Origin of the sequence: Stenotrophomonas maltophilia group sp. Smal13 (assembly GCF_030236855.1) — a bacterium.
In the GTDB taxonomy this organism is placed as follows: domain Bacteria; phylum Pseudomonadota; class Gammaproteobacteria; order Xanthomonadales; family Xanthomonadaceae; genus Stenotrophomonas; species Stenotrophomonas maltophilia_A.
Map to the genome: position 1 here is coordinate 1 of NZ_JASJSQ010000115.1, position 14,427 is coordinate 14,427.

The following is a 14,427-nucleotide window of genomic DNA, read 5'->3' on the forward strand; positions in this document are numbered from 1 at the left end:
GTCCCTCCACCCTGGCTCCTACATACCTCGTAGGAGCCGGGAGGAACATACAAGCTTGCTCGACTGCCCTTTGGGTTGCAGCCGAGCGTGGGCTCGGCTTTACAGCACCGGATTCCGAACCCGTTCAGCCAACCAGGCTGGAAACTCCAGAGTTGTGACCGCCTGCGCTATATTGCCCGTTCCGCCGCAGCCGGGCCGGTATCGGCCTACGCCCCGCGGCTGTGCTGACGAGGAACTATGGCGCTGGTTTTCAGTGATGACATCTGGGACCGTTGGCGGTTGCCGGCCTTGGCGCTGGCCGCCGCAGCGATCATCGTGGTGCCGTGGTTGACCCTGCGCCAACTGCAGCAGGACAGCGAAGATGCGATGGCCTGGGTCAATCATACCCAGGCCGTGGGTGTGGCCCTGCAGCAGCTGCAGGCCGATGTACGCGATGTCGAATCAGCTGCGCTGACCCTGTCCAAGGGTGTGGATGCGCCTGGCCTGCGCGAGCGCATGGCCAAAGCCAATGACCTTCCCGGTCGCCTGGCTGAACTGGGCCGGATGACCCGCGACAATCCTGAGCAGCTGATCCGCATCGGCCGTATCGAGTCGATGCTGGAAGGGCGCATGGCGCTTGCCCGCGAACTGGCAAAGTCCGAACCCAACAGTGATCAGCGCGAGCTGGTGCAGGACCTGAGCACGCGCTATCCGATCCGTGGCCTGGTGGAGGAACTGCAGGCGAGCGAGCAGAAGCTGCTGACACAGCGCGCCGAGCAGGCCGCACGCCAGCGCAAGCAGACCGAGCTGGTGTCGTGGAGTTCGCTGGTGATCCAGCTGGCGCTGCTTGGCCTGGTGCTGTGGCTGCTGCAGCGGCAGATCGGTCGCCGCCTGCATGCCGAACGACAGTCGCTGCGTTCGGCCGCGCGTGCAGCCTCGGTGCTGCAGACCGTGCGTGAGCCGATCGTGCTGCTCGACCGCGACCTGCGTGTGCAGCTGCACAACCCTGCCTTCGCCGAGCTGTACGGGCTGCAGGATGAACGCGCCGATGGCCTGTTGCTGGACACTGTCGGCGACGGTGCATGGAAAGACCCCGTGATGCGCCAGCGACTGTCCGATGTGCTGTTGCGCGGCCGCGAACTGTGGGACTTCGAGCATGAACAGCGCGCCGCCGATGGCATGGTGCGCTACATGCTGCTCAACGCGCGGCGCATGCCGCTGCCGGACACCGACGACGAAGTGGTGTTGCTCACGGTCAGCGACGTCACCGTGCAGCGTGCCGTGCAGCTGCGGGTGGAGGAACTGAACCGCCAGCTGGAAGGCAAGGTTGCGCAGGTGTCCGAGGTCAACAGGGAACTGGAAGCCTTCAGCTACTCGGTGTCGCACGACCTGCGCGCACCGCTGCGCCACGTGGCCGGTTTCTCCGACAAGCTGTCGCGCCATCTGGGCGACGCCGCCGATGACAAGAGCCGCCATTACCTGGAGGTGATCTCCAGTTCGGCGCGGCGCATGGCGGCACTGATCGACGACCTGCTGGTCTACTCGCGGCTGGGCCGCGCGGCAATGCGCCAGCAGGCGGTGGACATGCAGTCGCTGGTGGCCGATACCCGCGCCATGCTCGATTCCAACCTGCAGGCCGAGGCCGAGAACAGCGGCCATGCGCACCACGTGGAGTGGAGCATCGCGCCGCTGCCGATCGTGGTGGGCGATGAGAACATGATCCGCCAGGTCTGGCTGAACCTGCTCGGCAACGCGGTGAAGTACTCGGGCAACCGCGAACCAGCGAAGATCCGCGTGGACTACCAGCCGCAGCCTGACGGCGGTCATCAGTTCACGGTCAGCGACAATGGTGCAGGCTTTGACATGGCCTACGCCGGCAAGCTGTTTGGTGTCTTCCAGCGCCTGCACAAGGCCAGCGACTACCCGGGTACCGGCATCGGCCTGGCCAGCGTGCGCCGCGTGCTCACCCGTCATGGCGGCCGTATCTGGGCCGAGGCCGAACCGGACGTCGGCGCCACCTTCCACTTCTACCTGCCTCCCGCGATCGATGCGGACAAACAAGGGCCTTCTGCATGACCACTCTGCGCACCATTCTTCTCGCCGAAGACAGCCCGGCTGATGCCGAAATGGCGATCGACGCCCTGGAAGAGGCGCGTCTGGCCAACCCCATCGTGCACGTCGAGGATGGCGTGGAAGTGATGGACTACCTGTTGCGCCGTGGTGCCTTCGCCAACCGCGAGGAAGGCCTGCCGGCGGTGCTGCTGCTGGACATCAAGATGCCGCGCATGGATGGCCTGGAGGTGCTGCGGCAGATCCGCGAGCACGAAGAGCTCAAGCGCCTGCCGGTGGTGATCCTGTCGTCCTCGCGCGAGGAATGCGACCTGGCCCGCAGCTGGGACATGGGCGTGAACGCCTATGTGGTCAAGCCGGTGGACGTGGACCAGTTCTTCGGCGCGGTGCAGACCCTGGGCAAGTTCTGGGCGTTGATCAACCAGGCACCGGAACTCGAGTGAGCCCATGCCCCTGACCGGTCCCGCCCTGGGGGCGCTGCGCATCCTGCTGGTGGAGGACTCACCGGAAGATGCCGAGCTGATGTCCGAACAGATGCTCGACGCGGGCCTGGAGGCCCGTTTCGAGCGCGTCGAAAGCGAGGCCGAACTGCGCCAGGCACTGGTCGCGTTCCAGCCGGACATCGTGCTGTCCGACCTGAGCATGCCGGGGTTCTCCGGTGATGACGCGCTGCGCATCGTGCGCGAGACCTCACCGGAAGTGCCCTTCATCTTCGTCTCCGGCACCATGGGTGAGGAGAACGCGGTGGCGGCGCTGCAGAAGGGCGCCAACGATTACATCATCAAGCACCTGCCGGCGCGCCTGCCGTCGGCGGTGGCGCGTGCGATCCGCGATGCACGCAGCGCCATAGAGCGCGCGCGGGTGGAAACCGAACTCATGCGCGCGCAGCGCCTGGAAAGCCTGTCGCTGCTTGCCGCCGGCCTCAGCCACGACCTGCGCAACATCCTGCAGCCGCTGCTGATCATGCCGGACCTGCTGAAGGCGCGCACCGAGGATCCGCAGCTGCACCATCTGGCCGATGTCATCGCCGAGTGCGGCCGCCGTGGCCACGAGATGGCCGAGTCGATGCTGTCGTTCGTGCGCGGCTCGCGCAAGCCGAGCGAGCGCATCGAGATCGATGGCCTGTTCGATGCGGTGGCGCTGCTGTTGCGCAGCAACGTGCCCGATGCGGTGCGCCTGGAGTTGCAGGTGCAGGACGAAGGTCTGGTGGTCGACGCCAACTACACCGAACTGCAGCAGGTGATGCTGAACCTGGCGCTCAACGCGATTCAGGCGATGCCCAACGGCGGGCGCCTGAGCCTGACTGCCAGCCATGCCGGCGAGCGCGATGGCGTGGACTGGATGCAGATCTGCGTGGCCGATGAAGGCATCGGCATGGATGCGGACACGCTGTCGCACCTGTTCAATCCGTTCTTCACCACCAAGGCCGATGGCACCGGCCTGGGGCTGATTTCCTGCAAGCGCATCGTTGAAGGCGCCGGTGGCAGCATCCACGTCAACAGCCAGCCGGGGCAGGGCACCTGCTTCGAGCTGCGCCTGCCGATGCATGAGGCCATCGATGGCAGCGAGCCGATCGAGCAGCTGGTGGCGCTGGGCAGTGGCCAGTCGATCCTGGTGGTTGACGGCGAAGCCACGCGCCTGTCGCTGCTCGGCAACGCGCTGTCCAGCCAGGGTTACCAGTTGCAGCTGGCCTCCGATGGCCCGGCGGCGTTGCGCTGGATGCAGCAGGAGGCGATGCCGGCGCTGGTGATTGCCGATGCCGGCTCCAAACTGCTGCCGGCCAGCCAGCTGCTGGGCGAGATGGCCACGCTTGGCTACCGCGGTCCGGCGCTGGTGCTGGAGGATCCGGCGGTGCCAGTCGCGGCGGACGCGTTCCCGGCCGGTGTGGAGGTGCATGTGTTGCACAAGCCGCTGCAGATGCAGCAGGTGTTCCGCGCGGTGGCCGAAGCGCTGGGCTGATGCCCGGCACTGCCGGTCCCCGGTTTCCCTGGCGATGCGTGGCTGGTGTTGGCCGCTGCGGATGCAGCAGGTGTTTCGCGCGGTGGCCGAAGCGCTGGGCTGATGCCGCGGTAGTGCCGGCCGCTGGCCGGCATCGCCGTGCAGTGGGATCACTGCGGTTGCCGGCCAGCGGCCGGCACTACCGGTCCAGGGTTTCCCAGGGGAACCGTGGTAGTGCGTCCACCGCCTGTTCCAGCCGCCGCGACCAGTTCTGGTGAATATCGGCATACAACGCCGAATCCGCGCCCAGCCGCAGCTGCTGGCCGATGCGCAGCTCGCCGTCGCGCAGCAGCGCCAGATCGATCGGCAGGCCCACCGACAGGTTGGAACGGATGGTGGAGTCCAGCGAGACGATCGCCGTACGCGCGGCATCCTCCAGGTGTGTGGCCGGGCTGAGGATGCGGTCGAGGATAGGTTTGCCGTACTTGGACTCACCGATCTGCAGGTATGGCGTCTCCGGCGAAGCAGCGATGGCGTTGCCGAGCGGGTAGATCATGTACAGCCCGGGACGCTCGCCGGCGATCTGGCCGCCGAAGATCAGCGTGGCCTGGGTGTTGACCCCGTCATGGGCGTGTTCGCTGTGGCTGCTGTGCACCTGGCTGTCCACCAGCAGCTGGCCGACGTACTCGGCGGCTTCGAACAGATGGGCCATGTCGCGCAGGTTGGGCGTGCGCCGTTCGCCGGCATCGCGCCCCAGGCGCGACACCAGCAGCTGGGTGGTGGCCAGGTTGCCAGCCGCCATCAGCACGTAGGCTGCCTGGCCGGGGTACTCGAACACGTGCAGCTTGCGGTGCACGCGCACATCGTCCAGCGAGGCATTGGTCCGGGTGTCGGCGGCGAAGACCAGGCCCTCGTCCACCTCGATTCCAACGCAATAGGTCATGTCGGTGCCCTATCATGTGCGTCCCGGATTGTAGGCAGGCCGCCGTGACGACGGCATGTCCACGCCCCCCCAAGTGCCGTCACCTGAACCGCATGACCACCGTGCTCCTGAGCCTGGGCAGCAACGTCCAGCCCCGCCGCTACCTCCACGCCGCGGTGACGGCCCTGCGCGAGCGCTTCGGCGCGCTGCAGGTGTCACCCGCCTACCGTACCGCTGCGGTCGGCTTCGATGGCCCGGCCTTCCTCAACAATGCGGTGGCGATCGAAACCGACCTGCCGCTGCAGGAACTGGACGACTGGCTGCATGCGCTGGAAGACGCGCACGGCCGCGACCGCAGCGGGCCGCGCTTCTCCGATCGGACCCTGGACATCGATGTAGTGTTCTACGGCGACCTGGTGGTGGAGGGCCCTGGCCACCTGCGCATCCCGCGCCCGGAGCTGAAGCACGCCTTCGTACTGAAGCCGCTGGCCGACATTGCGCCGGACTTCATCGACCCGGTCAGCGGCCAGGACCTGGCCACGCTGTGGCGTGCGCACAGACAGTTTGGCGAGGCGTTCGAGGTGGTGGACCTCGGATGACGGAGGTTGCCGGCCAGCGGCCGGCACTACCTCAACTGACCGTGCGCCCACCATCCACGCGCAGGGTGTGGCCGGTGACGAAGCTGGCTTCGGCCACCAGCCAGTAGACCGCCTCGGCGATCTCCTCGACCGTGCCGATCCGTGCCAGCGGCGTGCGTGCCAGCAGCGCTTCGCGGGCGAAATCGTCCTTGCCCTGTTCCGGCCACAGGATCGCCCCCGGCGCTACCGCATTGACCCGCACTTTCGGCGCCAGCTCCAGCGCCAGCGAGCGGGTGGCCATCTCCAGCGCGGCCTTGGCCATGGTGTAGGCGATGTGGTCGCGCATCGGGTCGGTGCCGTGCAGGTCGGTCAGGTTGACGATGCAGCCCTGCTGGCGGCGCAGGTAGGGCGCCGCCGCCTGTGACAGCAGCAGCGGCGCGCGCGCATTGACCGCATACAGCTCGTCCATCGCCTCGGCGGTGACCTGGCCGAGTGGGGTGGGGAAGAAGTTGGAGGCGTTGTTGACCAGTGCATCCAGTCGCCCGAAGTGGGTGACGGCCTGCTCCACCAGGTCGGCCAGGGCGTCGGCGTCGCGCAGGTCGGCCTGCAGGGCCAGCACGCTGCCCGGGCGCACGTTGTCGAAATCGAACGCGGCCTGCTGCAGCTCCGCGCTGGAGGTGTTGGCGTGCAGCACCACCGACCAGCCACAGGCATGGAACTGGCGGGCGATGGCGGCACCGATCCGGCGCGCGCTGCCGGTGATCAGGACCACGGGGTGGGTGTCGCTCATCGAGGGTCCTCCAAGGCTCGGCTATCCTGTGCACCATTGTCACCGCATTCGAAGACGCCATGCAGCCCACCTTCCCCCTGCCCGAAGCCGATGCCCTGGCCCACAGCGACCAGCTGGCCGCCGCCCTGCGCGCCGAAATCCTTGCGCAGGGCGGGGCGATGCCGTTCTCGCGCTTCATGGAACTGTGCCTGTACACCCCCGGCTGGGGCTATTACAGCGCCGGCGCCAGCAAGTTCGGTGGCAGCGGTGACTTCACCACCGCGCCCGAGCTCGGCAGCCTGTTCGCGGGCGGCGTGGCCAATGCGCTGGCGCCGGTGTTCGCCCAGCTGGGTGCGCAGGCGCGGATGCTGGAACTGGGCGGTGGTACCGGCGCCTTCGCCGAAGCGGTGCTGCTGCGCCTGGCCGAGCTGGACGCGCTGCCGTCGCGCTACGCCATCCTCGAACCCAGCGCCGACCTGCGCGAGCGCCAGCAGCAGCGCCTGCAGCAGAACCTGCCGGCCGAGCTGGCCGCACGCGTGGACTGGGTCGACCGGCCGTTCGAGGAGGACTGGGAGGGCGTGGTGTTTGCCAACGAGGTGATCGACGCGCTGCCGACCCCGCGCTTCCTGATCCGCGATGGCGAGGTCTACGAGGAAACCGTCGAGCTGGATGCCGAAGGCAACTTCATCCGCGGCGCGCAGCCGGCCGACATCCTGCTCAATGGCGCGGTACGCCACATCGAGCGCTATCTGGAAAAGCCCTTCGCCGAGGGCTACCGCTCCGAAGTGCTGCCGCAGCTGCCGTACTGGCTGCAGGCGGTCGCCGGTGGCCTGCAGCGTGGCGCGATGCTGTTCGTCGACTACGGTTACAACCGCGGCGAGTTCTACCAGCACGACCGCGACGATGGCACCGTGCGTGCGTTCTACCGCCACCACGTGCACAACGACGTGCATCGCTGGCCGGGCCTGCAGGACATCACGGCGTCGGTGGATTTCACCGCGATGGCCGAGGCCGGCATGCACGGCGGTTTCGAGCTGGCCGGTTACTGCAGCCAGGCCAGTTTCCTGCTTGGCAACGGCCTGGACCAGGTGCTGCTGCTGGCCGAGGAACGCACCGATGAAGTGGGGCGCATCCAGCTGCGCGACCAGGTGAAGAAGTTGACCCTGCCGACCGAGATGGGCGAGCGCTTCCAGGCCATCGGCCTGCAGCGCGGCGTCGATTTCGAGCCGGCGTTCAAGGTGGGTGACCTGAGCTGGCGCCTGTGAGCCACGCGTTGCCGGTGATCAAGCCGCTGCAGCGGCCGCGGCTGTGGGGCGTGCTGTGGGCGCTGGCGGTGCTGTTGGTGATCGTGGTCTGCCTGATCCCGCCGCCGCCGATCCCGCTGCCGGAAAACAGCGACAAGGGCGAGCACTTCCTCGCCTATTTCATCCTCGCCGGCAGCGCGGTGCAGCTGTTCCGTCGCGGCCGCCCGTTGCTGTGGGTGGGCCTGGGCCTGGTGCTGATGGGCATCGGCATCGAGTTCGCGCAGGGCGCACTGACCAGCAACCGCATGGCTGACCCGATGGATGCGCTGGCCAACACCATTGGCGTGCTGGCCGGCATGGCCACCGCACTGACCCCGATGCGCGACCTGCTGCTGCGCTGGCACGGGTGAAGGCGTGCCAACCAAGGTTGGCACCTACCGGTAGATCCACGCCATGCGCGGATGGAATCCGTAGATCCACGTCATGCGTGGATGAACTGCCCGGGGTGCCGACCAGGGTCGGCACCCACCAGGACAGACCTGCCGTCATTTCCCCAGCGTGACCTCATCCAGCACCCACATCGCCGGGCGCGTGTCGCCGGTGAAGTTGATGCACAGGTCACCGGTGCCCTGGGTACCCTTCGGCAGCGCTGCACGCAGTGTCACGAAGCCATCGGCACCGGGCTTGGCCGGCAGCGGTACCTCAGCCAGCACCTTGCCGCTGCAGTCGCCGCGACGCACCTGCATCTCGCCGTGGGCACGCTTGGCCTTCTCGAAACGACGCTTGGGCTCGTCGTGGGCCAGCTGGAAGTAGTACGGGATGCGACCTGCACGCACTTCCACGCTGCCGATACCGTCCAGCTGTGCCTGCGGCCAGCGCCAGCACGGCTGGAAGATGTCCACGTTGAACACCGCACGGTTGCCTTCGCGGGGACCATCGTCTTCCAGGCGCAGCACCAGACCCTTCTTGCCCACGCAGCTGAGCAGCTCATCGCTACGGCGGCTAAGCAGCGACTGTGCGGTGAAGGCGGCGATGGTCGGTTTCGCCGCCAGCATCTGGCCCTGGTAGAACGCGGCGGCCTGCACGGCGGCGGGCAGCTGCGCCGTCAGCGGCTGCTGGTACAGCGGTGACTGCGCGCTCACCGGCTGGCCATCGGTGCTGTAGCGCACTTCATAGCCCAGCGGATTGGCCAGCGACACGGTCACCGTGTTCTTCGCGCGATCATCGGTGTAGTCCACGCCTACTTCGAACGGGGTCTGCGCATAGGCCAGGCCCCAGGCACGGTAGCGCTGCAGCTGCGCCGGCAGGCGTGCGAGGAAATCGCGGAAGTCGCGGTGTTCCGGCGTGCTCCAACCGGTCTCGGCCACAGCGGCCAGGCGCGGGAACAGGTTGTGCTGCAGGCGCGCATAGCTGCGCGTGTGCTCGGTGAACATGTTGGCCTGCAGGCCGAGAATGTGCCCGCGCTTGTCTGCGGCCAGTTCGGCCGGCACCGGCTCGAAGTTGTAGAGCTTGCCGAGATTGACCTGGGTCGGACGGCCCGGCGGTTCGTTCGGCGAGGCCGTCTGCAGGTAATCCAGGTACAGGTAGCCGACCGGCGACATGATCACGTCATGCCCGGCACTGGCCGCAGCGAGGCCACCTTCGGTGCCCTGCCACGACATCACCGTGGCCTGCGGCGGCAGACCACCTTCGAGGATCTCATCCCAGCCGATCAGGCGCCGGTCGTGCTCCTCCAGGAAGGTCTCCAGGCGCTTGATGATGTGGCTCTGCATGGCCATCTCATCCTTGATGCCCAGCGCACGCATGCGCTGCTGCACCTGCTTCGAAGCTTCCCACTGGTCCTTCACTGCCTCGTCGCCACCTACGTGCACGTACTTGGCCGGGAACAGTTCGATCACTTCCTCCAGCACGTTCTCGAGGAAGGTGACGGTGCTGTCTTCCACGTTGAACAGGTTCGGGAACACGCCCCATTCGCTGATCGGCTTCAGCGGGGTATTGATCGAACCCAGCTCCGGATACGCGGCGATCGCTGCGGTCGCGTGCCCCGGCACATCGATTTCCGGAATCACCTGGATATGCAGCTTGGCGGCGTAGGCGATCACCTCGCGGATCTGCTCCTGCGTGTAGAAGCCGCAGTACGGACGTTCCTGGCCACTGACCGGATCGATGCCACCGTCGCCGGCCGGCAGGCGGCAACTGCCCACTTCGGTCAGCTTCGGGTAGCGCTTGATCTCCATGCGCCAGCCCTGGTCATCGGTGAGGTGCCAGTGGAAGGTGTTGAGCTTGTGCGCAGCCATTGCGTCGAGCACGCGCTTGATCTCGTCCAGGCTCTGGAAATGCCGTGCCGAGTCGAGCATGAAACCGCGCCAGCTGAAGCGTGGCGCATCCTGGATCTGCACCGCTGGCAGCACCCCGTTGCTGCCGCCGGTGGCGAGCTGGGCGAGGGTGGTCGCGCCATAGAACAGGCCGGTTTCGTTGCCGGCCTGCACCAGCACGCCTTCCGCGGTGCTTTCCAGCGTGTAGCTTTCGCCGCTGTCGCGGAAGGTGGGCACGATCTGGAAGCGGATGCTGCCGGTCTTGGCTGCAGCCTTGCCCTTGGCCAGGACCAGGCGCGGGCCACCACTGCGGGCCAGCAGGTCGGCGAACTGGGCGGCGACGCGCTGCGCGACTTCGCCTTCGGCCTGCAGCACGGTGTCGGCGCGAACGGTGATGCCGCTGCCCTGGCCGGCCTGCACATTGCCGGGGGCGGGAATCAGCATCAGGCTGCCGGCGCGCAGCTGCGGGCCGGGTGCTTCAGCGGCAGGCGTGGGATCGGCGGCGAGTGCCGGCAGTGCCGGCAGCAGAGCGAGCAGGCTGCCCAGCAGCACTGCGCTGCGCATCCGGGCGCGGGAAGGCTTGACCATCGGAACGACTCCTTGGAACGGTGCGATGAACGCTATACATGAAAAACGCCGGGCCCGGAATGACCCAGGCCCGGCGTGCGTGCACGACTCGGCGATGTTGCCGCCGCTGGATCAGTACTTGAAGCGGAAGTTGAGGTAGTACTGGCGGCCGTTGCTGTAGAACGAGGTCGGGATGGCCGCGGTCTGGTAGTACTTGTAGGTCGGGTTGTTGAGGTTGAGCGCATCGAAGCTGATGCTCAGCCAGTCGGTGGCCTTGTAGCTCAGCGATGCCGACAGCGTGCCGAAGTCATCCTGGTAGTACGGGTTGGCACCGGACAGGCCGATCAGGAACGACGAGCGGCGCGTGTAGCTGACGCGTGCACCGAAGGTGTCGTTCTCGAAGTAGGCACCCACGTTGTAGGTGTTCTTCGAGGTGCCGAGCAGGTTGTCGGTTCCATCGGCCCAGGTGTGCTCGGTGCTGCCATCAGCGTAGGTGTAGTTGGCGTTGACGCCGAAGTACTCGCCGATCGGCTGTTCATAGGCCACTTCGATACCGCGCACCTTGCCGTCGGCATTGCGCGGGCGGGAGATGTTGTATTCCTCGAGGCGGTTGGTCAGCTCGCTGAACAGCATTTCCTTCTCGGTGCTGAAGGCCACGTAGTCCTTCAGGCGCATCGAGTACGCACCGATCGACAACATGCCGCGCGGCATGAAGTACCACTCCAGGTTGGCATCGAAGTTGGTCGACACCACCGGCTTCAGCTTCGGATTGCCGCCGCCGCCGGTACGGTTCAGGTCCGAACCGTAGGATGAAGCGCCCAAGGCCGAGAAGTCCGGCAGAGTCTGCGTCTGCGACGCAGCCACGCGCAGCACCAGATCGTCACGCAGGTCGTACTTGAAGTTGGCGCTCGGCAGCACACGGTTGTGCTTGTTCTCGAAGGCCTGGCGGGTCCAGGCACCGAACAGGCTGCTCACGTCCGGCACAGTCGAACCGGTGGCGGCCGCGTAGGTATCGATGTCCTGCTTGATGTTGACGTAGCGCAGGCCGACGTTGCCGCTCCAGCGGTCGCCGCTGAAATTGCCCTGCACGTAGGCAGCGAAGTTCTTCTCCGACACCTTCCATTCGGCGCCGTAGTTGTGGCGGCCAGTCGGGCCGTCATTGCCGGACAGCCAGGTGGAGTTGTTGGTCACTGCATCCTTCAGTGCACCTGGGGTGAAGTACCACAGGTCGCGCGGGAAGCTGCCACCGATGCCGTTGGCGAAGCCACCGGGGAAGTTGGCGGTCGCGCCGTTCTTCAGCGCATTCCAGATCGCGCCCGGGGTTGCGCCTTCCGGCGACTTGGCCTCGCGCTTGTGGTCGCCGAAGCGGGCGCCGAAATCGATCGAGTTCAGTACGCCGGCATCGGCGAAGTACTGGTTGAAATCGAGCGTGGCCCACTTTTCCTTGTCGATCGCGGTGACCTGCTGGTTGCCCCAGGTGCCGAAGTCGGTCACGCCGCCCGGACCGATGTTGCCACCGACGTTCCAGTCGATCGGCGAGCCGTTGCCATGGGTCGACCAGTTGGCGCCGCCACCGCGGGCCAGGTTGACCTCAGCGATGTACTGGCGCGGTGTATCGCCGGTGCCCTTGGTGTTGCCGGCCTGGAACTTCATGCCCAGGTTGTCGCTGATCTGCCAGTCGGCATCGAAGGTGATGTAGTTGGTCTTGGCCTTCGACTCGCGGTAGATCATGTCGTACACCGCGTAGTCGCGGTCGGCCTGGCCGGCGAAGGTGGCGTTGGTCAGTACGCCATCCTTGACGACGTAACCCGGATTGGGGGCCTGGCCCGGAATCAGGATCTTGTTGCCATTGGCATCTTCAACGGTGCGGTCGTTGAGGATGCGGCCGCCCCACAGCATGAAGTTGCGGTTGTAGTTGTTCGCCTTCAGTTCCGAGCTGAAGCCTTCCAGGCCCAGGGTCAGGTTGTCCATCGGCTTGAACTGCAGCGACACCAGGCCGCCCTTGCGCTCGCGGGTCTGTTCGAACAGGGTCGAGCCGAGCAGGCCCGGCGCGTACACGCCGGCCAGGTCCGGGTTGGACTTGGCCACGGTGCCATTCGGATCGATCTGGAAGAAGCCGCCCGGTACTTCCTGCGCTTCGCGGCGCAGCTCGCGCTTCTGGCTGAAGGCCTGCACCATCACGCCGAAGTTGCCTTCATCGTTCTTGTAGTTGAACAGCGCCGACAGCTGCGGGTCGTTCGACTTGGCCTGGTCCGAACGCACCATGCCGACCGAACCTTCTGCGGTGAACTGCTTGGAGAATTCCAGCGGCTTGCGGGTGAGGATGTTGACGGTGCCGGTGGTGCCGCCGTCCTGCAGCTTGGCCTGCGAGGACTTGTTCACTTCCACCGAGCGCACCAGTTCCGACGGCAGCAGCGAGTAGCTGACGCTGCGGCCGACGTTGTTGCCCTGGCTGAGCACGAACCAGTCGGCCGAGCCGACGGTATGGCCGTTGATCAGGGTCTGGGTCAGGCTCGGGCTGGTGCCGCGCAGGCTGACACGGTCGGCTTCGTCGAAGCCGCCTTCGTCGGCGCTGGACGAGCTGATGTTCACACCCGGCAGGCGCTGCAGGGTGTCGGCGACGTTGTGCGCGGGCAGCTTGCCCACGTCTTCGGCGGTGACCACTTCCACGCGCGCATTGGCTTCGCGCTTGGTATCCAGCGACTTTTCCATCGAACCACGGATGCCGGTGACCTGCACGGTATCCAGGTCGGTGGCGGTCTGGGTGGCCTGCTGCGCGTGCGCGCTGAAGGCGAGGCAGCTGACGATGGCGGCCGAAAGCAGGGTCTTGCGGGTGTTCATGATGTCTCTCCTCATCACTCGATTGGATGCCGGCGGCGGTGTTCGATTACGGTTGCGATGACATGCGCGGGGCGGCGGCGAAGTCCCGTGCGTTGGCGTGCCACGTACTGCGTGCTGCGATTGCGTTGAAGCCTGTTGCGGTGTCAGGCGGCCGACTGCTGCAGGTACCAGCTGGCAGCGCCGACCACGCCCAGCTGGCCGTGCTCGACGACCTTCACCGGGATGCGTGCCAGCGCTTCGCCCATCGGTCCCTTCTGCAGGTAGCGTTCGACGAAAGTGCTGGCGTGCAGGTATTCACGGATCTGCGGCAGGATGCCGCCGGCCAGGTAGACGCCACCGTGGGCGCCGTAGAACAGCGCCATGTCGCCGATGGTGCTGCCGAGCAGGCCGCAGAACACATCCAGCGCCTGGCGCGCATGTGCATCGCTGTCGGCCATGGCCGCAGCGGTGACCGCGTCGGGGCTGGCCAGGGTCGGCGCCTGGCCCTGCAGTGCGCACACCGCGCGGTACAGGTTCATCAGGCCCGGGCCGGAGATCGCGTGTTCGATCGACACGTGCGCGCGGTCGCGCTGCATGTGGCGGACGATGGCCATTTCCAGTTCGGTGCTGGCGGCCAGGGTCGGTTGCCCGGCTTCGGTCGGGAGCACCACCGGGCCGTGCGCGGTAGGGATCCACAGCGCGGCGCCGAGGCCGGTGCCGGGGCCGACCACCAGGGTCGGGCCGCGGGCGGCGGTTTCCGGTCCGCACAGGTGCAGCACGCCACTGGCGTCAACCTGCGCGGCGGCGTAGGCCACGGCTTCGAAGTCGTTGACGATGTAGACCCGCTGCAGGCCGACGTCGGCTTCCACCTGGCGCGCCGACAGCGGCCACGGCAGGTTGGCGGTGATCACCGTACCGTCCTCGCGGGCGTAGCCGGCACTGGCGACCACGCAATGCGTGGGCCGCGGGCCTTCGCCGAGGAAGTCGGACAGGATCGCGCTGAGGCCGGCATGGTCGGCGTTGCGGTATTTGCGGTACTCCAGCACCTGCACCGGATGGGCGGCATCACCGCTGGCCTGGACCCGGGCCACGCGCACATGGGTGCCACCGACGTCGGCGGCCAGGAACGTCGGCGCGACTCGGGACAGGACATGGGCCGGGGCGGGGTGGCTGGCGGTCACGCGGGCTCCTGCTGCAGGTGGGGCCGGCCCCGGGATCGGGGGCG

11 protein-coding genes are annotated in these 14,427 nt (G+C 66.9%); 6 read left to right on the forward strand and 5 right to left on the reverse strand.

Annotated elements, in window-relative coordinates:
- Nucleotides 1-237: 237 nt before the first annotated feature.
- From QRO95_RS23010 to QRO95_RS23020, 3 genes are read left to right on the forward strand one after another with little or no spacing between them, the layout of a single operon-like run.
- On the forward strand, nucleotides 238-2,055 hold the full coding sequence (locus QRO95_RS23010) for an ATP-binding protein (protein WP_032130516.1): 1,818 nt from the start codon (nucleotides 238-240) through the stop codon (nucleotides 2,053-2,055).
- Entirely contained in the window at nucleotides 2,052-2,492 is a 441-nt protein-coding gene (locus tag QRO95_RS23015; protein WP_285303571.1) for a response regulator, read from the forward strand. Before QRO95_RS23010 ends, QRO95_RS23015 begins: the two co-directional genes overlap by 4 nt.
- A gap of 4 nt (nucleotides 2,493-2,496) precedes the next feature.
- A complete protein-coding gene (locus QRO95_RS23020; protein ID WP_071229507.1) occupies nucleotides 2,497-4,008 on the forward strand; it encodes a hybrid sensor histidine kinase/response regulator in 1,512 nt (503 codons plus the stop codon).
- A 178-nt stretch (nucleotides 4,009-4,186) separates the two neighbouring features.
- Here QRO95_RS23020 and QRO95_RS23025 read toward each other — a convergent pair whose 3' ends face one another.
- Nucleotides 4,187-4,930: a 20S proteasome subunit A/B gene (locus QRO95_RS23025; protein ID WP_285303572.1), complete on the reverse strand. Its 744-nt coding sequence runs from the start codon at nucleotides 4,928-4,930 to the stop codon at nucleotides 4,187-4,189.
- A gap of 92 nt (nucleotides 4,931-5,022) precedes the next feature.
- Between QRO95_RS23025 and folK the strand changes: the two genes are divergently transcribed.
- Nucleotides 5,023-5,508, forward strand: coding sequence for a 2-amino-4-hydroxy-6-hydroxymethyldihydropteridine diphosphokinase (gene folK / locus QRO95_RS23030; RefSeq protein ID WP_285303573.1), 486 nt, complete (start codon nucleotides 5,023-5,025; stop codon nucleotides 5,506-5,508).
- Nucleotides 5,509-5,539: 31 nt separating this feature from the next.
- On the opposite strand, the gene QRO95_RS23035 is transcribed toward folK, so the two are convergent.
- Nucleotides 5,540-6,277: a pteridine reductase gene (locus QRO95_RS23035; RefSeq protein ID WP_024957037.1), complete on the reverse strand. Its 738-nt coding sequence runs from the start codon at nucleotides 6,275-6,277 to the stop codon at nucleotides 5,540-5,542.
- A 59-nt stretch (nucleotides 6,278-6,336) separates the two neighbouring features.
- Between QRO95_RS23035 and QRO95_RS23040 the strand changes: the two genes are divergently transcribed.
- Nucleotides 6,337-7,521, forward strand: coding sequence for a class I SAM-dependent methyltransferase (locus tag QRO95_RS23040; protein ID WP_285303574.1), 1,185 nt, complete (start codon nucleotides 6,337-6,339; stop codon nucleotides 7,519-7,521).
- Entirely contained in the window at nucleotides 7,518-7,910 is a 393-nt protein-coding gene (locus QRO95_RS23045) for a VanZ family protein (protein WP_285303575.1), read from the forward strand. The genes QRO95_RS23040 and QRO95_RS23045 overlap by 4 nt, the downstream gene beginning before the upstream one ends.
- A gap of 135 nt (nucleotides 7,911-8,045) precedes the next feature.
- On the opposite strand, the gene QRO95_RS23050 is transcribed toward QRO95_RS23045, so the two are convergent.
- The 3 genes from QRO95_RS23050 to QRO95_RS23060 all read right to left on the reverse strand — a co-directional run bounded on the left by QRO95_RS23050 (nucleotide 8,046) and on the right by QRO95_RS23060 (nucleotide 14,383).
- Nucleotides 8,046-10,403, reverse strand: a complete 2,358-nt coding sequence (locus QRO95_RS23050; RefSeq protein WP_285303576.1) for a beta-N-acetylhexosaminidase — start codon at nucleotides 10,401-10,403, stop codon at nucleotides 8,046-8,048.
- A 111-nt stretch (nucleotides 10,404-10,514) separates the two neighbouring features.
- Nucleotides 10,515-13,223 carry a TonB-dependent receptor gene (locus QRO95_RS23055; RefSeq protein WP_121504374.1) on the reverse strand — a complete coding sequence of 903 codons (2,709 nt, stop codon included), beginning with the start codon at nucleotides 13,221-13,223 and terminating at the stop codon, nucleotides 10,515-10,517.
- A gap of 143 nt (nucleotides 13,224-13,366) precedes the next feature.
- Entirely contained in the window at nucleotides 13,367-14,383 is a 1,017-nt protein-coding gene (locus tag QRO95_RS23060; RefSeq protein ID WP_032130422.1) for a glucokinase family protein, read from the reverse strand.
- Between the last annotated feature and the right edge of the window lie 44 nt (nucleotides 14,384-14,427).